This is a genomic window from Haloarcula sp. CGMCC 1.2071 (assembly GCF_037078445.1).
GTDB lineage: Archaea > Halobacteriota > Halobacteria > Halobacteriales > Haloarculaceae > Haloarcula > Haloarcula amylolytica.
The window spans coordinates 233,272-257,443 of sequence record NZ_JAYMGY010000003.1; the positions used below are offsets into that span (position 1 = coordinate 233,272).

The window sequence follows — 24,172 nt, forward strand, 5'->3', positions numbered from 1 at the left end:
AACGGGTTTCGTCTGGGCGACCGCCCCGTCGGTCCGAACACGTACATTAATATAGCGCCACTTAGACCTGCCGGCATGGTTGAGGGAATCGCGGCTGGACCGTGGTCGATCGTGCCTGCGCTCGTCGCCATCGGTCTCGCCTGGTACACCCGGGACGCCCTGATCGGGCTGTTCGTGGGCATCGTCATCACAGGCGTGCTGGTCGGCGCGTTACACCCCCAGGCGGTCGGGGTCCCGTCGGACCTGATCACCGCTGGCGGTGAGGTGGCGACAGTCCAGCCACAGGCCGAGGACGGCAGTCCCTGGACGGTCGGCGTCGGTGGTATCGTACTCGGAGCGATCTTCGGGCTGAAGCTCGTGCCGGAGATAATCGCCACGGCCCCGCTGTTCGGGGAGTGGTACGTCAAGAACGTCCTGCTCGCCATCTTCGCAATCGGCGGGCTGATCGGACTGATGATCCGAGCCGGGGCGATTCAGGGCGTGCTGGAGGCGCTGGTGGCGCGGGCCGACTCCGCCGCAGACGCCGAGAAGGCCGCGTTCCTAGCCGGGATCGCCATCCACATCGACGACTACTTCAACTGCCTCGTGGTCGGCTCGATGATGCGGCCGCTGACCGACAAGTTCGACGTCTCGCGGGCCAAACTGGCCTACTACGTCGACTCAGCGGGGTCGCCGGCCTCCCGGCTCGCGTTCTACTCGACGTGGGGGGCGGCGATGGTCGGCTTCATCGGGGGCGGCCTCGTCGAGGCACAGCAGCAGGGGACGCTGCCCTCGGGCATGACCAACTTCGTGAACACCGGCGGCGAGCAGGTCACCGCGGCGACCGGTGCCGTCTGGCCGCTGTTTTTCAACACGCTGTTTACCGGCTTCTACTCCTGGATCGCGCTCGGTCTCGCGGGACTCGTCGCGTGGCAGGTCGTGCCAAACATCTACGGGATGGGGACGGAGGAATCCCGAGCGAGAAACGAGGGGAAGGTCGTCGGCGACGACGCCGACCCGATGATTTCCGCGGAGATGGACGAGTACGAGGTGTCAGAGACCGCGACGCCGGACTGGCGGAACTTCGCCTGGCCCATCCTCACTATGATCGTCGTCGGCCTCGGCGCGATGTTCTGGCGGGCCAGCCCCGTCATCTACGTCAAGGGGAAGGAAGGGATGGGGGCCACGCTGCTCCAGCTCGGCAGCTGGCAACTCATCACGCCCCCGAGCGGTCCGTGGGCGTTCAACATCGGCGGCGTCCAGTTGGGTCTCGCGTCCTTCTCGGCACTCATCCTCGCCTTCCTGCTGTATCGCTGGAAGGGCGACATCCCGTCCAACGACGATGCCACCGACGCGATGATGGTCGGCTTCAAGGGCATCCTCCTCGCGGCTGTCATCCTGATGTTCGCCAGTTCCATCCAGAACGCGGTGACGATACTGGGTATTTCGTCGTTCGTGACGAACGTCTTCGGCGGCGTCCCGGCGTTTATCATCCCGGTCGGCGTCTTCCTCGTGACCTCGTTCGTCAGCTTCTCCGATGGCTCGTCGTGGTCGACCTACGGCATCATGTTCCCAATCGCCATCCCGCTCGCGTTCTCGACGGGCGCGAACCTCCCGCTCGTCCTCGGCGCGGTGTTCAGCGGCGGTATCTTCGGCGACCACACCTCGCCCATCAGCGACACGACCGTCCTGGCGTCGTCGACGAGCGGCAGCGACCACATGGTCCACGTCCGGAGCCAAGCGCCTTACGCTCTCATCGCGGCGGGTATCGCGGCCGCGCTGTTCCTCGTGTTCGGGCTGGTGCTCCCCGAAGGGTTCCGCGTCATCCCGTACTGACTGGTGGCGATTGTTCGCGTCATCAGCGCGTCTGAGCGGTGTTCCGATTAGAAAAGACCGGTCTCCTCGATACGCGACTCGTACAGGTCCTCGTACTCTGCCCGGACCTGTGCGTGGTCGAACTCGGCGCAGGACTCGTCGACAGTCCGGCGCTCGAAGTCGGCCGATTCGGCGATTTTGTCGGCGATCTCCTGCGGGTTCGTCACCCGGAACGCGCGGTCGCGCTGCTCGATGAGTTCGTGGGCCGACGACTCGGCCTGGTACTCCACGATACCGATACAGCCACAGGCCATCGCCCAGAGGAGATCCGTGGCAAAGCACTCCCGAAACGCCGTCTGGACGAATACGTGCGCGCCCTTGTAGATCGAGACGCGCTCCTCGATGTCGCACGCGCCAGCGAAGGTCACGCGGTCGTCGATACGGAGGTCGGCCGCCTCCTGTTCGTAGTACCCCCGCTCCGGGCCGTCGCCGATGATCGTCGCCGACCAGCCCTTCTGTCTGAGTTCCGCCAGCCCGAGCAGCAGCGACTCGACGTTCGCGCTGCCGTCCAACCGGTGGGCGTACACCACGTCGATCTCCTCATCCGTGTCGGCGTCCCGGACGAGGTCCATGTCGATGCTCTGTGGGAGGACCGTGGTCTGGTCCGCCGTCGCTCCCCGCTCTCGGACCCGCGTGCGGACGAGTTCGGAGGGGGTGACGAGACAGTCCGACGCGCGGAGCGCGAGGTCGGCCCGGCGGCTCTCGGGCACGTCTTCGTCCCCATACCACTCCGTGAGAAGCGGGGCGCGAGACAGCGTTGCACCGGTCTTGGCCGCGAGTGCGACCGACGACGGCGTCGGGTGGACGTGGACGACGTCCGGGCGGAACCGGGCGAGCATGGCCGGGAGGCGGACACAGAAAGAAGGGACAGTCGGCGAGACGGTGACGGCGCGGTACGTGACGCCGTCGCGCTCGCGCTGATTGTCGAACCCCGGCCACCACTGCGAACAGAACACGGTCACGTCGTGGCCGGCAGCGGCGAGTTCGGTAGCCACCCGCTCCAGCCGGGTCCGGCCCACTGTGTCCCGGTACTGACTCGTCTCCATGGCGACGACCGCGACACGCATACAGGTGCGACGACGTGGCCGCTCAAAAATCCACCCGTTCGCGGTTGACGGCGACAGATGGCGGATTGGCCGCCGGAACTGTCGTTCGACTGGATGTTTATTACAGCGACCGCGCAACGTGTCAGTGTATGAGTGATGATGACGACCTCGAAGCGGAAGTACGGGACCTCCGCGCCGAGGTCGATGCCCTCCAGACACGTATCACCGCCCTGGAATCGGCACTCGACACCGACCCGCCTCCGTCTGCCGGGGACGAAACTGCAACCACTGAAGCGGACGCAGCGGCTCCCGGATCGGAGGCCACACACGGTTCGGAGTCAGGGACAGCGACCGGCGAGACAGCCGACAGCGGAGCGCCGTCCGGCGAGCGGAACTGGGAGCGCGACATCGGGATGAAGTGGCTCGGCGGGGTCGGCGGACTCGCGCTGGTGGTCGGCGTCGTCTTCTTCATCCGCCTGGCCATCGAGGCGGGCTACCTCGGTCCGCTCGGGCGCGTGCTAATCGGCACAGCAGGCGGGCTCATACTGCTCGCTGGCGGCCGGTACGCCGCCGAGCGGCAGGGCTACGACCGGTGGGGCCGACTCGTCGCGGGAACCGGCCTCGCAATCGCGTATTTCAGCGTCTACGCGGCCTACGGCTTCGAATCGTACCGCGCCGCCATCGGAGCGCCGCTGTGGGTGGTCATGCTGGTCCTGACAGCTCTCGTGGCCGCCACAGCGGTCGTCTCGGTGCGGGACCACGCGCCGGCCGTCGCTGGCGAGGCGTTCCTGCTGGGATACGTCACTGCCTACGTCGGACTCGACGCCGGTTCCTTCGTCGTCTCGCCGGCCTACGTCGTGCTTCTCACGGCCGGGCTGGTGACCATCGCAGCCGTCCGGCCGTGGAGCCGGCTCGTCCTCGGCAGCGTCGTCCCGGCCTACGTGCTCCACATCGCCTGGATGAACAGGCTAGAGCCACCCGAAGCGGTTGCCACCGCCATACTCACCGCGACGTTCGCCGTCTACGCCGCTGGTGTGTACGTGCTCCGTGCGAGCGACCGAACAGACCGATGGCACCGCCGACTGGTGGAAGCGACGACCGGTCTCAATGCCGTGTTCGCCGCGATCCTGCTGGAAGGCGTCGTTCGTCGACTCATCCCGACAGCGCCGGACGGAGTGGCTGTCGGCGCAGTCGGACTCGCCCTCGTCGGCGTCTACGCCGTCACGGGGTCACGCCTCGGACAGCAAGACAGCGCCGCTGGGATGCTTGCCGTCGTGCTCCTCGCCGTCAGCGTCGTCCTCGCGGCCGACCCGTTCTTTGCGACCGCCGGACTTCTCGGCCTGCTCTGTGGGGCGCTGACGGTCGGGTCCCGCCGCGACGCGAGGGCAGTTCGTATCGGCGGGCACCTCGTCGCTGTCGGGACCGTCGCCAAACTGCTCGCCGTGGACGCGACCGAATTGCCGGCGTTCTCGCTCGCGGACCCGCTGGCGACCGCGATGGGGCGACCAGCCGCCTATCTGCTGGGAATCGCGGTCTTCTACGCGCTCGGTCGGTGGTTCGGCGGGGCATCGACAACGGTTCCCGGCATTGACCGCGAACTCTCTATGGCTGCTCCGTACGCCTGGACAGCGACCGGGCTCGCGGTGGTGTTCCTGGGACTGGAGCTTTCGGGGGCCGGGCTATCGGTCGCATGGGCCGTCCTGGGGCTCGCGTTCGTTGGGGCTGGCCTCGCGTTTGACGCCCGCAGTCGCCGGCTCCAGGGCGTCGTCGTCCTCGGCCTGGTGACAACCAAGGTGTTCCTCTACGATACGCAGGGGCTCGATACGCTCGCCCGGACCCTCTCGTTCCTCGTGCTGGGTGGCATCCTCCTCGTCGCTTCGTACGCGTACGCCCGCTGGCAGGGTGAGGAGCCGCTCAAGCGGCTTTCTGGGTAACAGCCGCCGCGTTCCGCTGAATCAGACCACGGCCGCCACAAAGGGTTTTGCCGGTCCCTGCCCTCCCTCCGGTTGTGACCGCGTACGACCTTTCGCGCTATCTCAACGTCCGGAGCGCCTACGGCAGCTCGTTCGCGCCGGACGGGACGCTCGCTTTCCTGATGAACACGACCGGCGTTGCCCAGCTCTGGTCGCTCACCGAGCCCCACGGCTGGCCCGAGCAGCTGACCTTCTACGATGACAGCGTCAGTTTCGTCGACTACTCGCCCGAGCGCCAGGAACTCGTCTTCGGCATGGACGAGGGCGGCAACGAGCGGGCGCAGCTGTACCGGCTCGACGCGGACGGGCGCGTCCACGAACTCACCGGAATGCCCGACGCGAAGCACCGCTGGGGCGGCTGGTCGCCCGACGGCGAACGCTTCGCCTTCGCGTCGAACCGCCGCGACAAGGCCGTGTTCGATATCTACGTGCAGGACCGCGCCGCGACCGGCGACGACGCGGACCTGGTCTGGGAGGGCGACGGCTGGCTCTCCGTGGGCGGGTTCTCGCCCGACGGCGAGCGCCTGCTGGTCAGCGAAGCCCACTCCAGTTTCGACCAGGACATCTACGTGCTGGACATCGACAGCGGGGACCTCAGCCATCTCACGCCGCACGAGGGGAAGGTCCGCTACACGAGTGCGTCGTGGGGACCAGACGGCGATTCGGTGTATCTCGTGACCGATGCGGAGAGCGACACGCTCGAACTGGCCCGCCTCTCGCTCGACGGCGACCTCGACGTCGTGCGCTCAGACGACCAGTGGAACATCGACGGCGTCGCGCTGGACGAGGACAGCGGCCGCCTCGTGTACTCGCGCAACGTCGACGGCTACAACGAACTCACCGTCGGCGAACTGACGGGGCCGACGACCATCGAGACGTTCCCGACGCCGGACCTGCCGGGCGGGCTGGCTGGCGGCGTCGCCTGGGGACCCAACGCCGAGCGTTTCGCCGTTAGCGTCACCGGGCGGCGGGTCAATACCAACGTGTTCGTCGTCGAGACCGAGACGGGCGAGAGCGAGCAGTGGACGGCCGCTTCGACGGCCGGCATCCCGCGCGAGACGTTCATCGAGCCAGAGGTCGTCCGGTTCGACTCCTTCGACGGGCGAGAGATTCCGGCGCTGTTCTCGCTGCCGGACGGGGCAGCTAACGGGGCCGGTGCTGACGGCGACACGCCCGTCATCGTCGACATCCACGGCGGCCCGGAGAGCCAGCGCCGCCCGTCGTTCTCGGGCCTGACCCAGTACTTCCTCTCGCGAGGCTACGCGGTCTTTGAGCCCAACGTCCGCGGGTCGACCGGCTACGGGAAGGCTTACACGCACCTCGACGACGTGGAAAAGCGGCTGGACTCGGTGAAGGACCTGCGGGCCGGCGTCGACTGGCTCCACGACCACCCGGCCGTCGACCCCGACCAAATCGTGGCGATGGGCGGCTCCTACGGCGGCTTCATGGTGCTGGCGGCGCTGACGGAGTACCCCGACCTCTGGGCGGCCGGCGTCGACGTGGTCGGCATCGCCAACTTCGTGACGTTTCTTGAGAACACCGGTGACTGGCGACGCGAACTCCGCGAGGCCGAGTACGGCTCCCTTGACGAAGACCGCGAGTTCCTCGAATCCATCTCGCCCATCAACAACGTCGACCGCATCGACGCGCCGCTGTTCGTCCTCCACGGGGCCAACGATCCGCGTGTTCCAGTCGGCGAGGCCGAGCAGATCGCCGAGCAGGCGGCCGAACGGGGAGTTCCCGTGGAGAAACTCGTCTTCGACGACGAAGGACATGGCATCAGCAAGCGGGAGAACCGCATCGAGGCCTACACCGCTGTCGTCGAGTTCCTCAACAAGCACGTCTGAGAGGTCCGACCGAATGCTGTGACGGGCGGTATTACAGGGAATCACAGCCGGCGCACAGGGTAGTTTCAAACTATGAGAGCGTTCAGGCGGATTTATTACGCTGCCGAAGCACCGTTTCGTATGGAGATAGCCGAGCGCTCGCGAGCGCGGGTGCAGGAACGCCTCGCCCGGCTCGAACAGGAGTTCGGCTCGACGCCGGTGGACCAGACCACCTTTTCGGTGGGGGCGGAGGGGTACCAGCGCGCTGTCGAACGCTCGCGAGAGGGGCAGGTGGATGTACACGCGTTCGTCCACAACGAGTCGGGCGACGTGCTACTCAGCGACGCCGACGGGTCCTGGGAGATCCCACAGGGACAGACACAGGGGGCCGAGCGGCCGGCGGCAGCGGCCGAACGAGTCGTCACCGAAACAGCCGGCGTCTCGTGTACCATTCGGGACGCGGTTCGGGCGACCATCTGTGGTGTGCGAAACGAGACAGACCAGAACGCCGAGACGGTGTATCGACTCAGTATCGTGTTCGACGCCGAAGTCAACAGCGCCGCACTCGAAGGCGATGACACCGAGACGGTCGATGGGGCCGACGCGTCGATTCGATGGGACGACTCGAGCGATGTCGCGGTCGCAGAACTAGTTTAGATAACACCAGTGACTGTTGCTGCTTCTATCGCCGCTTCTTCGCTCATCCCGTCGCCGAGCACCGTGTAGCGGTCCCGTATCTGGTGGGCCGTGGTCAGCGCCTCGATCACTGTCTCGTCGTCGATGCCGAGCTCGTCCGCCGTCGTCGGCGCGCCGATGGCCGCCAGCGCGTCTCTGGCGTCTTTCCACTTGCCTTTCTGGCCGCTGTGGAGGTACTCGGTCATGATCGAGCCGACACCGACCTGATGGCCGTGGAGCGCGCCGTCGGGGACGAGCCGGTCCAGCTGGTGGGAAAACAGGTGTTCCGCGCCGCTTGCCGGACGCGAGGAATCGGCGATGGACATCGCGACGCCGGAGGAGACGAGCGCTTTCACGACGATCCACGAGGACTCCTCCAGACCCTGTTTTATCGAATCGGCGCTCTCGACGAGCATCTCGGCAGTCATCTGGGAGAGCGCACCGGCGTACTCGGAGTAGTGGACGTTTTTCAGGCGGTGGGCAAGCTGCCAGTCCCGGACCGCGGTGTAGTTCGAGATGATGTCGGCACAGCCGGCGGTCGTCAGCCGCCAGGGGGCCTCTGCCAGCACCTCGGTGTCGGCGATGACGGCCAGTGGTGGTTCGGCAGCGACGCTGTGGCGCGTATCGCCTTCGGGGACCGAGCCACGGCCCGAGACGATGCCGTCGTGGCTCGCCGCCGTCGGCACCGAGACGAACCCCAGCCCGAGGTCGTCGGCTGCCATCTTCGTGATGTCGATGGCTTTCCCGCCGCCGACGCCCAGTAGGAAGCCCGCGTCGATCTCCGACGCGTGGTCGATGACCTGCTGGACGGCGTCGAAACTGGCCTCCTCGATGACGATCTCGGATGGGTCGTACCCCTCGTCCTCGAACTGTGCGACCACTTTCTCGCCCGCGACCTTGTGCGGCGTCGGACTGGAGACGATGAGCGGCCGCCCGGTCAGGTGGAGCTCGCTCACGGCCTCGATTGTCCGGCCGAGGACGCCGTGCCCGACCACGACGTTCCGGGGGAGGCGGATCCAGGTGCGTTTCTCGAACATGGTTGCCTGTCTCCGGGCACGCGTGAAAACAGTTTAGGTGCAACTGGCGGTCCGACTGTGCGGTAACCGAAATCTTTTGACAACAATCACACGCCAGTTTTCCAAAAACAATTATTAACATCACTGTTTGGGTGTGCCTGTCATGCCACATGACACGACTGACGACGGTATGCGGGCGTCTCGGCGGACATTTCTGAAAGCGACCGGTGTGGCCACGGCAGCGGCCGCAACCGGCGCAGGTGTTGGGACCGCCGCGGCGCAACCGGACGTCGATTCGCTCGTCGGCGACCTCACACTGGAACAGAAAGCGGCCCAGATGACACAGGTCGCGATCAGCTCCTTCGAGGCGGAGCCGGAGGAATCGAACGTCCCCGACAGCTTCGGGGTCGACACGGTCGGCGAGTACTTCAGCGAACTCGGCGTCGGGTCGATCCTCTCCGGTGGGGCCGAGCCGCCGAGTTTCGACGCCAACGCCGTAGTCCAGGGAATCAACGCCCTACAGGAGTACAACCTGACGAACGCCGACCACGACATCCCGTTCCTCTACGGCGTCGACGCGACACACGGGAACGGCCTGCTGGAGGGGGCAACGGTGTTCCCCCAGCGGCTGAACATGGGTGCGACGCGAGACCTGAGCCTGATTGCAGAGGCTGAACGCCACACGAGCGACGCAACGGCGTCGATGGGCGCACACTGGACGTTCGCGCCGACGACGGACCTCCAGCGGGACCCCCGGTGGGGGCGCTTCTTCGAGGGCATCAGCGAGGACCCGAAACTCGAAGCGGATGTCTCACGGGTACGAGCGCGAGCGCTCGAGGACGACGACCGGCTGACGGCGTGTGTCAAACACTTCGCGGCCTACTCGGTCCCGAACAACGGCAACGACCGCGCACCGGCCTCGACGTCGCTGCGTGACCTCCGGACGAACATCCTCCCGCCGTACCGGGAGGCACTGGAGTCCGAGCCCGGGACGGTGATGGTCAACAGCGGGTCGATAAACGGAGTTCCGGCCCACGCCTCCCACTGGCTGTTGACGACGCTGCTCCGGGACACCTACGGCTACGAGGGGATGGTCGTCTCGGACTGGGACGACCTCAACCGGATGGTTACGAACCACGACTACGCGCCCGATTTCGAAACGGCGACCGAGATGGCCATCAACGCCGGTGTCGACATGTACATGATCGGCAACGGCGGCGACGCGCCGGGACCGGTCCAGTTCATCGACACCGTCGTCGGACTCGTCGAGGACGGCGCGATTCCCATGGAGCGCATCGACGAGGCTGTTCGGCGGAGTCTTGAACTGAAGGCTGACCTCGGCCTGTTCGAACAGCCGACGGTCGACGAGTCCCGCATCGGGAACGTGCTCGGCGGCGCACAGGAGACCGCTGAGACGATGGCAAAGGAGTCGCTGGTCCTCCTGAAAAACGACGACGACACGCTCCCGCTGTCCGGCGACGAGAACGTCCTGCTGACCGGGCCCGGCGTCGACGGCGACGGCAACAACACCCGCGCGCTGATGCAACACGGCGGCTGGACGCTCGGCTGGCAGGGGGCCAGCGCCGGCGGCCCGTACCCGCGCCAGAACCTCCTCGAAGACGAACTGGGCGCTCGCGTCGGCAGTCTCACGCACGTCCCAACCTCGTACGAGAACACCACCTGGTGGGCCGGAGAGGGCGACGGCGAAACCAGCAAAGCGACGAGAACGGCAACTTCGACTTCACCGACGAGCAGCGGTCACAGGTCGAATCGGCGGCCCCCGAGTCCGACGCCGTCGTCGTCGTTCTCGGCGAGGGAACCCACAACGAGGGCTTCGGCGACCGTGACGAACTGGTACTCGACGAGTCCCAGCAAGCGCTTCTGGACACCGTCGTCGCGTCCGCCGACGATTCGACGCCGATCATCGGCGTCATGCTCGCCGGCGCGCCGCGGGGGTCCCCGGAGACGTTCAGCCGGCTCGACGCCCTCCTGTTTGCCGGCCAGCCCGGCAGCGACGGCGGGGTCGCCATCGCCGAGACGATGGTCGGCGAGTACAACCCCTCGGGCAAGCTCCCGTTCAGCTGGCCCGAGAACGTCGGCACGACGCCCGTGCAGTACAACCGCTACGAGCCGACGTCGACGGGCGGGACGGACAACACTGCGATCTACGAGTACGGCCACGGCCTCTCCTACACTGACTTCGAGTACGGGAGCGTCTCGGTCACACAGCCGACCGTCGGCAACCCGGCCAATCAGTCCGAGGTGACCGTCGGCGTCGAGGTGACGAACACCGGCGACATGCCCGGCGAACACATCGTCGAGGTGTTCAACACCCAGTCCTACGGCTCGGTGCTCCAGCCGAAGCGCCGCCTGCTCGGCTACGAGCGCGTCTCGCTGGATTCCGGCGAGTCAGCCACGGTGGACGTGACCGCTGACCTGACGGCGCTGGAAGTCGTCCCCGGTGACGTGCTCGGAGTCGGGCCGAAGGTCGTCGAAGCCGGCGAGTACGAACTCACTGTCGGTCAGGACGGCCCGACGACCACGCTCACCGTCCAGAACACGGCGAGCATCACCGAACCGGACCCCGTTCCGGGCCTCCTGAACGGGTCAGGGGGCAACCCCGGTCGGGGCAATGGGAACGGGAGCGGAAACAACGGCAACAACGGGAACGGAAATGGCAACGGCGACAACACCAGCCGCGACCCCACCATGAAAGACGTCGTCGACCTGCTCGACGAGGTTCGGCAGCGTTCCTGACCAGGCCGCCGCGGTCCCGCTCTGCTGGTGCTCCCCGTGCTCTGGAGCACCACAACGTACAGACACACGCCGGCCCGCTCGCACGCCCACGAATCATTATATATTCTCAGTAACATTATCTGAAACAGCGATCCAATGACACGAAGCCAGCTAACACGGTTTGAGCGGGACAGTTATGCCTGACTCCACACGCCAACCCAACGCGGCCGTCCGGGACCGACTCCAGCAGTACGGCCTCTCCGAAACAGCGGCCGATACGTACCTCGCCGTCGTCGAAACGGGACCGGCAACGGCCCGGACGGTGGCCGAGACGGCAGGGGTCTCCAAGAGCTACGTGTACGACATCTGTGATTCGCTGGCCGCGGACGGCTTCGTCACCGTCGACGACCACCGGACGCCGACGGTCATCCGTGCGACGCCCCCGTCGGAGGCATTCGGCGCGCTGAAACGCGAACTCGACACGCTGGAGGCAGCGGTACAGACCCGGTACGAGGACACCTCGTCCGACGACAACGCCTTCGAGGTGGTCAAATCCAGACCGACTATCGTCAAACGGCTGGAACAACACATCGACGCCGCCGAGTGCGAAGTCGTGCTCCAGGTCCCGGCCCGCCGACTCCCAGATATCCGCGACACGCTCCGCCGCGCCCGCAAGCGGGGCATCCTCGTGCTCCTGACGCTGTCGAGTTACGACCCGGCAACGATAGAACTTGAACTGGAAGGGGTCGCCAACGCCGTCCGTCTCGGCCTCGACGGCGCGCCCTCGTTGCTTGCGACGGACCAGCAGCGCGGGTTCGTCTCGCCGTCGACGATGCTCAGTTGGGACCACGACGAGACGAACGCGATCACGTTCACGCAGGAGGCGGTCGCGGCGGTGTTAGTTGGTTCCTACCTGGGCAATTACTGGCCGATAGGCGAAGAGGTCCTGGTTTCGCGGCCGCCATCGCTTCCGGCCCGGTACGACATGTTCCGTCCCGTCGTGTTCACGACCACGCTCGCGCTCCGGGCCGGGAAGTCCGTCGTCGCAGACCTGTACGCGCGACCGACAGGCTCGGATGACGATTTCGAAGTGATATCCGGCACGGTGGTCGATATCCGACAGAATCTCGTCGAGCCACACAACAGCGATTTCGGCTTCGAGAACTCGCTGGTCGTCGACACCGGACAAGGCCGCATCACCGTCGGCGGATACGGCGCGTTCTTAGAGGACTACGAGGTCAAGCACACGACGCTCCGCCGGGCGTAGTGATCACCCGGTCAGGCGGTCGATGAGCGTCGCTTCCGTGTCCCGGTCCGGGCCGAACTCCCGGCCGGTTCGGTCGTTCTCCCGATGCTCGGCGACGGTCACGGCCAGCGCCGTCTCGTGGGGCGTCGACGACCAGCCCAGGTCACGGAGCTTCGCCGTCGACAGCAGATGCGGCGAGTCGCGGTAGATGGGGAAGTCGTCGGAGTCCAGTCCCGCCGCCGCGAGTTCGCGCTCGCCGACACCGATGGTCTCGACGTCCGTCTCGTGGACCTTGGCGAGCAGACCGATCCACTGCCGGAGCGTCGGCGCGTGCTCGTCGCCGACGTTGTACGCCTCGCCGGCCGTCCCTCGCTCCGCGACGAGGCGAAGCGCGCTCGCCACGTCCTCGACGTAGGCCATCTGCCACAGACTGAGGCCGTCGCTGGGAACGACGATTCGGTCGTACTCGGCCACGCGGTCGACCCAGTAAGCGAACCGCTCGGTGTAGTCGTGGGGGCCGTACACGACTGTCGGTCGGACGCTCATCGCACGCACACCGTCCTCCGCGGCGGCGAACACCTCGCGGTCACCCTCGGCCTTCCGCGGCCCGTAGGTCTCCGCGCTGTCGGTTGTGGCCTGCTCGGCAGTACAGCCCGCAAGCGGCGTCTCTCCCTCCCGCTTGGGCGTCCGTTCGACGCCGTAGGCCGCGCCACTTGAGATATACACGTACGCGTCGACGTCGGCAAACACGTCGGTCGCCACCCGGACATCCCGCGGGAAATACGCTACGCAGTCGACGACTACGTCGGGATCGATCTGCTTGCGGGCGGTTTCGAGTGTGTCCCGCTCGTTCCGGTCGCCCTTGATGTGAGTGACATCGGAGTTCGCGAACGGATTCGAGCGCTGGCCGCGGGTGAGCATCGTCACGTCGTAGCCCGCGTCGCGGAACTCGGTGACCGTGTGTCGACCGATGAACCTGCCGCCGCCGATGACAAGGACGCTGTCCATAGCTGTGTCTGTCCCGGCGGCATCAAAAAACGGCACGTCCGAGTCGGCTCCCCGCCGCAATGACGAGGCTATCGTCTCAGTCGTCTGTCGAGGCGGCGAAGTCGGCTTCGGCGGCTTCGGCACTCGGTGCGGCCTTGGCCGGCGGCTCGTTGCGCACGTCGTCGCGCTCGCGGTCGGCGATGACCTCGGCGTAGGCGTCGGGCATCACCTTCGTGAAGTGCTCCACTTCGGCGTCCCAGTCATCGAGCAGTTCCGCCGCGCGGTCGGAGTCGGTGTAGGCGGCGTGGTTCTCGACGAGTCGGGTGATCATCTGGCGGTCCTTCCCTTCGAGGGTGTCGGACAGCGACACCATGCCGGTGTTTGCCTTCTCGGCGAACTCGCCGTCGGGGTCGTAGACGTAGGCGACGCCGCCGGACATCCCGGCCGCGAAGTTCTTGCCCGTCTCGCCCAGCACGACGATAGCGCCGCCGGTCATGTACTCACAGCCGTGGTCGCCGACGCCCTCGACGACGCCCTTGACCCCGGAGTTGCGGACGGCGAAGCGCTCGCCGGCCATGCCGTTGACGTAGGCTTCGCCCTGGGTCGCGCCGTACAGCGCGACGTTGCCGATGACGATGTTCTCCGCCGGGTCGAAGGGAGCGTTGTCCGGCGTGTTCAGGATCAGCTTCCCGCCGGAGAGGCCCTTGCCGACGTAGTCGTTGGCCGTGCCGGTCAGCTCCATCGTCACGCCCTGTGCGAGGAACGCGCCGAAGGACTGGCCGGCCGTGCCGTCGAAGTCCACCCGGATAGTGTCGTCCGCGAGGCCGTCGCCGCCGTGCTCGCGGGAGATGCGGTTCGAGAGGGTTGCCCCGACCGCACGGTCGACGTTGTTGATCTCGGTGTCGATAGCGACCGGATCACCGTCGTAGATGGCGTCCTCGGCTGCGTCGATGAGGTCCCAGTCGAGCTGTTCGTCGACTTCGTGTGTCTGTTCCTCCTGCTTGTAGCGGCCGTCGTTGTCGGCCGGCTCCGCGATGACTCCCGAGAGGTCGAGCTTCTGGGCCTTCGGCTGGGACACGTCGTCGCGCTGTGCCAGCACGCTCGGTCGGCCGATCATCTCGTCGACCGTCTCGAAGCCGAGTTCGGCCATGATCTCCCGCAGTTCCTGTGCCACGAACGTCATGTAGTTGACGACGTGCTGTGGCTCACCGGGGAACCGCTCACGGAGGTTCTCGTTCTGCGTGGCGATGCCGACCGGGCAGGTGTTCTCGTGGCACTGTCGGGCCATCACGCAGCCGGAGGTGACCATCGAAGCGGTCCCGAAGGTGTACCCCTCGGCACCGAGCAGGGCGGCCACGGCCACGTCGCGGCCGGTCTTCATGCCGCCGTCGGTGGTCACCTTGATGCGCGAGCGCAGGCCGGTCGCCCGGAGCATCTGGTTGGCCTCCGAAACACCGAGCTCCCACGGGAGGCCGGCGTTCTTGATCGAGGTCTTGGGCGACGCGCCGGTCCCGCCGTCGTGGCCCGAGATGTGGACCACGTCGGCGTTGGCCTTGGCGACGCCGGCCGCGATGGTCCCGATGCCGTCCTCGGAGACCAGTTTGACGTTGATGTCGGCCTCGGGGTTCGACGCCTTGAGGTCGTGAATGAGCTGCTTGAGGTCCTCGATGGAGTAGATGTCGTGCAGCGGCGGCGGCGAGATCAGGCCGACGCCCGGCGTCGCGTAGCGGACGTGGGCGATCATCTCGTTGACCTTCTTGCCGGGCAGGTGACCGCCCTCGCCGGGCTTGGAGCCCTGGGCCATCTTGATCTGGAGCTCGTCGGCCGACGCGAGGTAATCCGAGGTGACGCCGAAGCGACCGGAGGCGACCTGCTTGGTCGTACACTCCTTTTCGGTGTCGAAGCGCTCGGGCGGCTCGCCGCCCTCGCCGGTGTTGGCGTTGGCCCCGAGCCGGTTCATCGCGATGGCGTTGTTCTCGTGCATCTCGGGCGACAGCGATCCGAGCGACATCGCCGCGGTCTCGAAGCGCTCGACGATGTCTTCGACCGGCTCGACCTCCTCGATGGGGATGGACTCGCGGTCGGAGTCGAACTCGAGCAGGCCGCGCAGCGTCTGGAGCTCCTCGTTCTGGTCGTTGACCAGCTCGGCGAACTCCTTGTACGTGTCGTAGTCGCCCATGCGGACGGCCTGTTGAATCTTGCCGACCGTGTTGGGGTTCCACTGGTGGTGGATGCCGTTCGAGCGGAACTCGTACTCGCCCTGGCGGGGCATGTCGGGCTCCTCCTCGCTCCAGGCCACCTCGTGGCGCTGGGAGAGGTCGTCCTCGATTTCCTCGATGCCGATACCCTCCGTTCGGCAGGTCGTTCCCTCGAAGTACTCGGCGATGAAGTCCGAGGAGAGGCCGACGGCCTCGAAGATCTGAGCACCCTGGTAGGACTCGACCGTGGAGATACCCATCTTGGCCATCGTCTTCAGGAGGCCGTCCTCGACGGCGGTGATGTAGGCGTCGATGGCGTCGGCGAGGTCCGCGCCGTCCGGGCCGGCCACCAAGTCCTCGATGGTTTGGTAGGCCAGGTAGGGGTTGACCGCGCCGGCCCCGTAGCCGATGAGCGTCGCGAAGTGATGGACGGCTCGCGGGTCGCCGGACTCGACGACGATGCCGACGTGGTTGCGGAGGCCGTTGCGGACGAGGTGGTGGTGGACGCCACCGACGGCCAGCAGGCTGGGAATCGGGACGCGGTCCTCGCTGGCCGCGCGGTCCGAGAGCACAAGGATGTCGTGCTCTTTGGCAGCGGCGTCGGCTTCGGCCCGCACGTCTTCGACGGCCTGCCGAAGGTCGCCACCCGACTCGTAGGTGATGTCGATGACCTTCGTGGACATGTCGTTCGCGTCCAGGTCCTTGATCGACGCCGTCTCTTCGTCGGTGAGGATCGGCGAGTCGAGGACGAGTTGGCGGGCGTGATCTTGGCTCTCGTCGAGCATGTTGCGCTGGAAGCCCAGCCGGGACTCCAGCGAGGTGACCAGTTCCTCGCGGATGTAGTCGAGCGGCGGGTTCGTCACCTGGGCGAACAGCTGCTTGAAGTAGGTAAACAGCGGGCGGTTGAACTGCGAGAGGACCGACAGCGGCGTGTCGTCGCCCATGGAGCCGACGGGGTCTTTCCCCTTCTCGGCCATCGGCTCGATGAGGTGGTCGACCTCGTCGTACGTGTAGCCGTACATGGCCTGGTGGCTCCGGAGGGCGTCCGCGGGGTCCTGTGGCTCGTTGTCTTCGCGGTCGGCGACCTCGTCGAGGGCGACCTGTTCCTCGGCGACCCACTCGCCGTACTTGTCGTCCGTGATGTCGTCGAACACTTCCTCGTCGGGGATGACACGCCCCTCTTCGGGGTCGGCGAGGAAACACTGTCCGGGCTGGAGCCGGCCGCGTTCCCGAATCTCGCTCGCGTCGTGTTCCAGCGCGCCGGCTTCCGAGGACATCACGAGCGTGTTGTCCTCCAGCACGTCGTAGCGGCACGGGCGCAGCCCGTTCCGGTCCAGCACGGCACCGATGCGGTCGCCGTCGGTGGCTGCGACGAGCGCCGGGCCGTCCCAGGGCTCGACCAGCGAGGCGTGGTAGTCATAGAAGTCGCGCCGGTCGCCGGTCACGTCGTTCATCTCGCCGCGCCAGGCTTCGGGGATGAGCATCCGGAGGGCGTGGGGGAGGTCGCGGCCGCCCTGAAGCAGGAGTTCGAGCGCGTTGTCGACGCTCGCAGTGTCTGACTGCTCGGGATCGTCGATGATCGGTTTGATCTTCTCTAAGTCGCCCTCAAACTCGTCGCTCTGGATGTCGGTCTCCCGAGCGCGCATCCAGTTGATGTTCCCCTGAATCGTGTTGAACTCGCCGTTGTGGATGACACGGCGGTAGGGGTGGGCAAGGTGCCACGCGCCCAGCGTGTTCGTCGAGAAGCGGGCGTGGACCATCGCGAACGTGGACTGCAGCCGCTCGTCTTCGAGGTCAGGGTAGTAGTCTTCGAGCTGTTCGGCCTTGAGCAGGCCTTTGTACACCACTACGTCGGTGGCGAGCGAGACGACGTAGAAGCGCTCGTGGCCCGGCGGTTTCTCTTCCTTGACGGTGTTTTCGAGCGACCGGCGGCCGATATACAGTTGGTTCTCGAAGGCGTCGCCGGTCTCGCCCGTCGCGGAGGTGACGAAAAACTGGACGATGGCGGGCTCTGATTCGAGCGCCGTTGCGCCCAAGTCGCTGTTGTCCGTGGGAACGTCGCGCCAGTCGAGGACATCGAGGCCCTCCGCGGCGAGTTCCGTCTCGACGAGGTCCTTCAGACTCCCGGCGACCTCGTCGTCTTTCGGGAGAAAGAGCGTGCCAACGGCGTATTCGCCGGCAGGCGGCAGGTCGGCGTCGACTTCGGCAGCGAAAAACTCGTGGGGGATCTGGAGCATGATGCCCGCTCCGTCGCCCGTATCTTGCTCGGCTCCTGTCGTCCCTCGATGTTCGAGGTTGTCGAGGAGTTCGAGTCCGTCCGATACAACCCAGTGGTCGCTCTGGCCGTCGAGGTCCATGACGACCCCGACGCCACAGTTCGACCGTTCGTCCGTGGGATCTGCAAGCCCGGCGTCACCTGCAGAGAGACCTGTCTGTCGCTCAACCATGTGTTTCACGACTGGGGATGCCACTATAAGAGGGTAATCCTAATGGTATTAGTGTTGTTTAACCCCACATTAGGGAGTATATATTTATAACGATTGTTGGGGCTGTATCATGGTTTATAAACGGTCGTCCGCGGGCTGGCGGTTCACACGCTGTTCAGCCGAGCACAGGAGCGGATGACTGCTCGATACCCGAAACGTAGGCCGTCATGTCAGTCGTCGTCAACATTCCGACGACTCCTTCCGTCTCATCGACGACAGGAAGGTGGTGGACACTGTGGTCCAGCATCAGGCTTGCGGCCGCCTCGATGGGGTCGTTTGCCGTTACTGTAACCGGCTCCGTCGTCATGAAGTCAGACACGTCTAGCGCCGTCGTATCGCCACCTTCTGCGGCGATTTCGACGAAATCCGTGGAGGTGAGAATCCCCAACAACGCTCCGTCAGCGTCAACGACAACAACAGAGCTGATGTTCTCGTCGAGCATCCGCTTGGCGACCGCTTTCGCGTTCGCGTCAGCAGCAACAGTGGTGACAGGCGATGACATAATTCGTCCGACAAACACGTCGTCCATGACAGCCGATAACATAGGGCGAGGTATAACCGTGTTGGTTCCGGATATTTACCGATTGCAGCGATGCAGAGAAATATATAAGGTCTTAATATTCCGCGCTCGCGACGACGAATGCACCACCCAATCAGTCGCCCACTGTCTCCCCGACGCCGCACCCCAGCTGGTCGATCATCTTGGGGCTGTCGGCCCACCGCTGATGACCCAGAATGGGCGATACATCCACGGTTCCCACGACGGTATCTGTTCGCCGTTTGGCGTTTGTATGACTGTAGTCTGACGGCGATTTATATACATAGAGACAGCAGTGATCATCGGGGGCACGGAGGAAAATGTCACACGCTCCCCGACCCCATCCTTCCTTCATACTGCCGGCTGTGTTAGTGAAGATGCCCGCTACCCAGAGGTGGCAAGACACTTCACCGGCTCACAGCCGGCAGTATCGGTGGGCCGGCAACTATCTATGCAAGCCCCTCGTATATGAATTAAACCATGTCTGGTCATGGACCCAGCGTCGCCATCGCCTGTCAGGGCGGCGGCAGCCACAGTGCGTTTACCGCCGGTGTGCTGCAACGACTCCTGCCAACTGTCGACGACGAGTACAATCTCGTGGGGTTGAGTGGTACTTCCGGTGGCGCGCTCTGTGCGGTCACGGCCTGGTACGGACTGCTCAGTGATGGCCCCGACGACGCCGAGAAACTGCTGGGAGACGTCTGGCGTGACGTCGCCGCCACGACACCGCCCTCAGTCCTGCTGAACGAGTCGCTCGTCTGGCGCAAGCGACTACAGAATCTCATGGTCCCTGCGGCCGACATCTCGCCCTACGCGACGCCAGGAGCAGTCGGCCACGACTGGTTCCTATCGCTGCTCGACCGCCACATCGAGTTCGACGAGTTCGACAGTCTCGCCGACGAGGCACCACCACATGTGACCGTCGGCACGGTCAACGTCAACAGCGGCGTGTTCGAGACGTTCACCGACGATGCCATCACAGCGAGGACGGTGCTGGCCTCGGCCGCGTTCCCACTGCTGTACAAAGCCGTCGAACTGAACGGCCACTGGCACTGGGACGGCCTGTTCTCACAGAACCCACCGATCCGGGAGTTCCTGACCAGCGACCGACCGAAACCGGACGAGATCTGGGTCATCCAGATCGAGCCACAGACCCGCGACGACCGCCCGACATCGCTTGCGGAGATCACCGACCGCCGGCAGGAACTATCGGGGAATCTCTCGCTGAATCAGGAGCTGTTCTTCGTCCGGAAGGTCAACGAATGGGTCGAAAAGGGGTATCTCCCGGACGATTTCAAACACATCGAGATACGGCGACTGGGACTCGATGAAAAGCTGACAGCAGCTTCGAAGCGCGACCGCGACCCTCGGTTCATCGAGGACCTCATGGAAACGGGCCGGGCCGAAGCCGGCGCGTTTCTGGACCGGATACCGGAGTAAGCACCCGCCTTCTCAGTAGCTCTTCGCGAAGTACGCCGTCTCCTCGGCGTCCTCACCGCAGATGGCGCAGTCGTCGTGGATCGGCTCCTCGTCGCGGTCGAGGGGAACCATCACGATTTCGGCCGCGATAGCGTCTTTGATCGGTTCCTCACAGTCCGCGTCGCCACACCAGCCACACTTCACGTAGCCGCCGTGCTGGCCGATAGTGCCCAGAATCTCCTCACGGGACTCAGCCTCGCGGATTTCGCCCTCCAGCGTCTCCTCGGCGTCGGCGTACAGCTTGGCGTGGACAGTGTCGAGGTGGTCGGTAACGGTGTCGGCGATGCCCTCGCGGTCGACGGTCGCGTTCTCACCGTCGGGCCGGTGGACCAGCGTGGCTTCCCCGTCCTCGACCTCGTGGGGACCGATTTCGATTCGGAGAGGAACGCCGTGTAGTTCGTGCTCGTTGTACTTGAAGCCGGGATTGCGGTGCTCGCGGTCGTCGAGTTCGACGCGGACGCCGGCCTCGTCCAGTTCGGCGGCGAGGTCGGCGGCGTAGTCGATGACTTCGTCCTTGTTGTCCTCCTGCCAGATGGGGACGACGACGACCTGATCGGGTGCGAGCGCGGGCGGGAGCACGAGCCCCTGGTCGTCGGAGTGGGTCATGATGAGCGCGCCCATTGCACGCCAGGACAGCCCCCAGGAGGTCGTGTGGGCCGTGTTTTCTTCCTCGTCGGCGTCGGCGTAGGTGATGTCGAACGCCTCGCCAAAGGAGGTCCCCAGGTAGTGGGAGGTGGCGGCCTGCACAGTCTTCCCGTCCGGCATTAGCGTCTCGATAGTCGTCGTGGTGTGTGCCCCGGGGAACTTGTCGTGCTCGGGCTTGCGGCCCTTCAGCGGCGGCATCGCCATGACCTCCTCGTAGAGGCGCGCGTACTGGTCCAGGCGGGTCATCGTCTCCTCCCACGCGCCGTCCTCGTCGGCGTGGGCGGTGTGGCCCTCCTGCCAGAGGAACTCCTTGGTTCGGAAGAACGGCTTCGTCTCGGTGGCCTCCCACCGGACGACGGAACACCACTGATTCAGCCGCATCGGGAGGTCCCGATGCGAGCGGGTCCACTGGGCCATAAACGGCGCGATGATGGACTCACTGGTGGGCCGAACGGCGAGGCGCTCTTCGAGTTCCTCGTGGCCGCCGTGGGTCACCCACGCGACCTCGGGGTCGAACCCCTCGACGACGTCTTTCTCCTTCTCCAGATAGCTCTCGGGAATAAACAGCGGGAAGTAGGCGTTCTGAACGCCGGTGTCCTTGAACCAGCCGTCGAGGTTGTTCTGGATACGCTCCCAGATGGCGTAGCCGCGTGGGCGCGTGACGATGAACCCGCCCATGGGGGCGTAGTCCGCGAGGCCGGCCTTCTGGACGACCTCGGCGTACCACTCGCCGGGTGAATGCTCCTTGCTCTCGGTTATGCCGAGTTCCTGCTCGCCACTCATTAGGTGTGTCGTGGCCCACGGCGCTAATAAACTCCCCGAAGGGTGGTGAGCCGCTGGCACGCCGACCGGACCAGTTCTATGCCCCGCTTCGCGCCGCGAGGACCGTCGTAGCGGAGGTCGATCTCAGCTCTATTCCGCCCGTATAGAGAGACTATCTCCGGGCTCCGGGGTACCGAAGGCCGATGCCGCGGAGCCGCCGCGCAAGAACAGCTCCTGATACGGGTCGCCACCTCCAGCCGACCCCGGGACGATAGCGAGGGACCCCTCCGGAACGTCCGATACAGCGTCCCTGACGACGACCTCTCGGGATGCGCCGTTAAGTTCGACAGCGACTGTGTCACTACCGGGTTCGAACTCCGAGGTTCGAATCGAGGTCTTGACGTTCCCGTAGCCGTCGACGTGACAGACCACGGACTCGGGCGGGGCCGGGACGTCGTCGAGTGAGCGCTCCGCCCCGAGCGAAGAGCGATTGCCGCTTGCGATTTCGGCAACGCGGCGCGGGAACACGTCCCGCGACCGGAACTGGCCGGTGTCGGCCGGGAGCTCGATTTCGCGGAAGGTCGTCGCGCGGCCGGCGATAAACGAGAGGTTGTAGCCGGCGTCGACGGCGACGACGGGGACGCCGTTGTCCAGTTCGAGATAGCACAGCGCCCCGCCGGTGTCGGCCCGCTCAGGCGTTGATTCCGTGGTTCGTGGTGCGGTGTTCGAGTAGATAAGCAGGTCGTCGAACGCGGGGTTGTGGACGCCGAGTTGTGCGATCCAGAATCCCGTTGCGACGGTGGAGAACGGCTGGATTTCGGTCGACTGGACGGAAATGGTCGGGTCTGCGGCGGTGAGGCGGTGGACGACCTCCGAAAAGGCCGGGTCTGACGGGCCGTAGTCCGCGATGAGATGGACGAACGTGCTCATGTGAAGCTCCGGTCGCTACCACGTCGGTGAACCTGTATAATCTTGTGCCTCAGTAACAGAGCCAGCGCTGTCAAACGCACCCCGCGCCGACACTCAGGCACCGATTGTCGTCAGCGAGGCGATAGAGTCAGCGACACGGCGTTCCATTCCCGTCCCGGTGAATCCCGGCGCGGGGTCGACAGCCTGCGCGTAGAACCCCTCCTCGCCCGCGACGAACTCGACGCAGAGTGCCCGCGCGCCGAAACGGTCCAGCAACTCCCGGACGCGGGCCGCGAGCGTCACCTCGACGGTTTCCTCGCTGATGACGTGGTCCAGCCCGGTGACTTCCGACCGGACCTGAATCGCCCGAAGATGGGTTTCGCGGCCGTCGTTGACGGCGAAGTACTTGTACTCGACCGGCTCCGCCCGGACCCGAGCCTGGTAGAAATCGCCCTCGTCACTGTTCGCCGGCATCCCGTCCCAGGCGTAGCGAGTCCGGGCGACGTAGTCTCGATCCGGCTTTTCGAACCAGACGGTCGGGACCTGACAGCCGACCTGCTCCAGTCCGTGGAGGGCGACGAGTCGGCAGGCCAGCGCCGTCGTCGGCAGGAACCCGTTCCACGTCTCGACGCCGACCCTGTCGGCGTAGCGAAGGGCGCTGAACGACTCGGGCCGGAGCGTCGTGTTGACGAGTGCGGCCAGGTCGTCGATATCGGCTCTGGCCACCGGGTTTCCGGGGCGGAGAAACTGGACGTCGAACCCCCGGGCGGAGAGCCGCTCTGCGACGGCACCGAACACCGGGTGTTCAGGCTCGCAGATGAAGCCGATGCAGTCCATACCGCCACGTCTCAGCGGTCCGATAAAAAAGTCGCGCAAAACCGAACGACTGAGGCACCGTGGTTCCGAAGTAAACGCCTGATGAAACCGCTCAGTATTGGGGGCCATCTCGGTGCCGGGAGCTGGGACATCGCCGCCGTCGTCGTCCTCTCCGCTGTGGCCGGGGCAGTCCTGTGTGGGCTCGCCTTGGTTGCGTACCGCCAGCGCAGGACGCGTCCGTATCTGTTGATTGCGCTGGCACTCACCGCGCTGTTTGCCCGCCCGCTCATCGCGCTGCTGTCGGGGTTCTCACTGGTCTCAGGACCGACCCACCATTTCCTCGAACACGCGCTCGATACCCTCTTTGTCGTCCTCGTCCTCGGCGCAGTGTACTACGCCCGGACCGTCGAGAAACGACTCGACGAGGAGGGACTATGAGCGACACCAGAGCCCGCATCTACCGACACATCGAGTCCCATCCCGGAGTCCACTTCCGGGAGCTAACGCGGGCACTGGATCTCGCAACGGGACAAGTGCAGTACCATCTGGGCCGACTCGACGGCGTTCACAGCGAGTCGGTCAACGGGCGCACACACTACTACACGGCGTCGTTCGACCCCTGGGAGCGCCACGCCATCGCCTTCCTCCGTCGCGAGACGGCGAGAGACGTTCTCGTCACGCTCATAGAGCGCGAAGCCGCTCACCCCGGCGAAGTGGCCGACCACCTCGACATCGCTCGGAGCACGCTCGAACACCACCTCAGCGGCCTGGTCGAACACGACATCGTCGAAAAGCGTCGGGACGGGGGACGGGTGACGCTGGCGCTCTGTCGGCGTGACCAGACGGTCGAACTGCTCGCGACGGTCGACCCCACGGCCCCCGACCGCCTGTCTGACCGCTTCACCCGGTTACTCGACCGCCTCTTCGAGAGCGGCTAGTTCGACTACCCGCGGACAGTGGCCGATTTCGAGTCCCGTACC

Annotated in this window: 16 protein-coding genes and 1 pseudogene; 9 read left to right on the top strand and 8 right to left on the bottom strand. The window is 65.6% G+C overall.

All coding sequences use genetic code 11. The features are described 5' to 3' along the window. The first annotated feature begins 75 nt into the window (after positions 1 to 75). Complete coding sequence (locus tag VI234_RS08550) at positions 76 to 1,815, top strand: Na+/H+ antiporter NhaC family protein (protein ID WP_008310198.1); 1,740 nt, start codon at positions 76 to 78, stop codon at positions 1,813 to 1,815. A 47-nt stretch (positions 1,816 to 1,862) separates the two neighbouring features. Here VI234_RS08550 and VI234_RS08555 read toward each other — a convergent pair whose 3' ends face one another. Continuing rightward, positions 1,863 to 2,921, bottom strand: a complete 1,059-nt coding sequence (locus VI234_RS08555; RefSeq protein WP_336329749.1) for a glycosyltransferase — start codon at positions 2,919 to 2,921, stop codon at positions 1,863 to 1,865. A 128-nt stretch (positions 2,922 to 3,049) separates the two neighbouring features. Here VI234_RS08555 and VI234_RS08560 point away from each other — a divergent pair, with 128 nt between their 5' ends. From VI234_RS08560 to VI234_RS08570, 3 genes are all read left to right on the top strand, one after another. Then, positions 3,050 to 4,834: a DUF2339 domain-containing protein gene (locus VI234_RS08560; RefSeq protein WP_336329750.1), complete on the top strand. Its 1,785-nt coding sequence runs from the start codon at positions 3,050 to 3,052 to the stop codon at positions 4,832 to 4,834. Between the two features lie 74 nt (positions 4,835 to 4,908). Next, complete coding sequence (locus VI234_RS08565; protein WP_336329751.1) at positions 4,909 to 6,720, top strand: S9 family peptidase; 1,812 nt, start codon at positions 4,909 to 4,911, stop codon at positions 6,718 to 6,720. Between the two features lie 120 nt (positions 6,721 to 6,840). Then, complete coding sequence (locus VI234_RS08570) at positions 6,841 to 7,356, top strand: NUDIX domain-containing protein (protein ID WP_336329752.1); 516 nt, start codon at positions 6,841 to 6,843, stop codon at positions 7,354 to 7,356. Here VI234_RS08570 and VI234_RS08575 read toward each other — a convergent pair. Further along, positions 7,353 to 8,411 carry an NAD(P)-dependent glycerol-1-phosphate dehydrogenase gene (locus VI234_RS08575; protein ID WP_151146770.1) on the bottom strand — a complete coding sequence of 353 codons (1,059 nt, stop codon included), beginning with the start codon at positions 8,409 to 8,411 and terminating at the stop codon, positions 7,353 to 7,355. The genes VI234_RS08570 and VI234_RS08575 overlap by 4 nt on opposite strands. Before the next feature lie 142 nt (positions 8,412 to 8,553). Between VI234_RS08575 and VI234_RS21285 the strand changes: the two are divergent. Next, a pseudogene (locus VI234_RS21285) lies at positions 8,554 to 11,147 on the top strand (beta-glucosidase family protein). A 175-nt stretch (positions 11,148 to 11,322) separates the two neighbouring features. Further along, complete coding sequence (locus VI234_RS08590) at positions 11,323 to 12,393, top strand: TrmB family transcriptional regulator (RefSeq protein ID WP_336329754.1); 1,071 nt, start codon at positions 11,323 to 11,325, stop codon at positions 12,391 to 12,393. A 3-nt stretch (positions 12,394 to 12,396) separates the two neighbouring features. On the opposite strand, the gene VI234_RS08595 is transcribed toward VI234_RS08590, so the two are convergent. The 3 genes from VI234_RS08595 to VI234_RS08605 all read right to left on the bottom strand — a co-directional run bounded on the left by VI234_RS08595 (position 12,397) and on the right by VI234_RS08605 (position 18,572). Next, positions 12,397 to 13,380 carry an NAD-dependent epimerase/dehydratase family protein gene (locus VI234_RS08595; RefSeq protein WP_336329755.1) on the bottom strand — a complete coding sequence of 328 codons (984 nt, stop codon included), beginning with the start codon at positions 13,378 to 13,380 and terminating at the stop codon, positions 12,397 to 12,399. A gap of 76 nt (positions 13,381 to 13,456) precedes the next feature. Continuing rightward, positions 13,457 to 18,004, bottom strand: coding sequence for a glutamate synthase large subunit (gene gltB / locus VI234_RS08600; RefSeq protein WP_336329756.1), 4,548 nt, complete (start codon positions 18,002 to 18,004; stop codon positions 13,457 to 13,459). A 154-nt stretch (positions 18,005 to 18,158) separates the two neighbouring features. Further along, positions 18,159 to 18,572, bottom strand: coding sequence for a CBS domain-containing protein (locus VI234_RS08605; protein WP_049942937.1), 414 nt, complete (start codon positions 18,570 to 18,572; stop codon positions 18,159 to 18,161). A 489-nt stretch (positions 18,573 to 19,061) separates the two neighbouring features. On the opposite strand from VI234_RS08605, the gene VI234_RS08610 reads away from it, so the two are divergent. After that, entirely contained in the window at positions 19,062 to 20,021 is a 960-nt protein-coding gene (locus VI234_RS08610) for a patatin-like phospholipase family protein (RefSeq protein ID WP_049942938.1), read from the top strand. Between the two features lie 12 nt (positions 20,022 to 20,033). On the opposite strand, the gene proS is transcribed toward VI234_RS08610, so the two are convergent. The 3 genes from proS to VI234_RS08625 form a co-directional block, all read right to left on the bottom strand. Next, entirely contained in the window at positions 20,034 to 21,488 is a 1,455-nt protein-coding gene (gene proS, locus VI234_RS08615) for a proline--tRNA ligase (RefSeq protein ID WP_008310230.1), read from the bottom strand. A gap of 129 nt (positions 21,489 to 21,617) precedes the next feature. Beyond that, a complete protein-coding gene (locus VI234_RS08620) occupies positions 21,618 to 22,397 on the bottom strand; it encodes an SAM hydrolase/SAM-dependent halogenase family protein (protein ID WP_336329757.1) in 780 nt (259 codons plus the stop codon). A 93-nt stretch (positions 22,398 to 22,490) separates the two neighbouring features. Beyond that, a complete protein-coding gene (locus VI234_RS08625; protein ID WP_008310232.1) occupies positions 22,491 to 23,213 on the bottom strand; it encodes a hypothetical protein in 723 nt (240 codons plus the stop codon). Between the two features lie 81 nt (positions 23,214 to 23,294). Between VI234_RS08625 and VI234_RS08630 the strand changes: the two genes are divergently transcribed. Next, positions 23,295 to 23,630 carry a DUF7471 family protein gene (locus tag VI234_RS08630; RefSeq protein WP_008310234.1) on the top strand — a complete coding sequence of 112 codons (336 nt, stop codon included), beginning with the start codon at positions 23,295 to 23,297 and terminating at the stop codon, positions 23,628 to 23,630. Then, complete coding sequence (locus VI234_RS08635; protein WP_008310236.1) at positions 23,627 to 24,130, top strand: winged helix-turn-helix transcriptional regulator; 504 nt, start codon at positions 23,627 to 23,629, stop codon at positions 24,128 to 24,130. Before VI234_RS08630 ends, VI234_RS08635 begins: the two co-directional genes overlap by 4 nt. Positions 24,131 to 24,172: the final 42 nt, after the last annotated feature.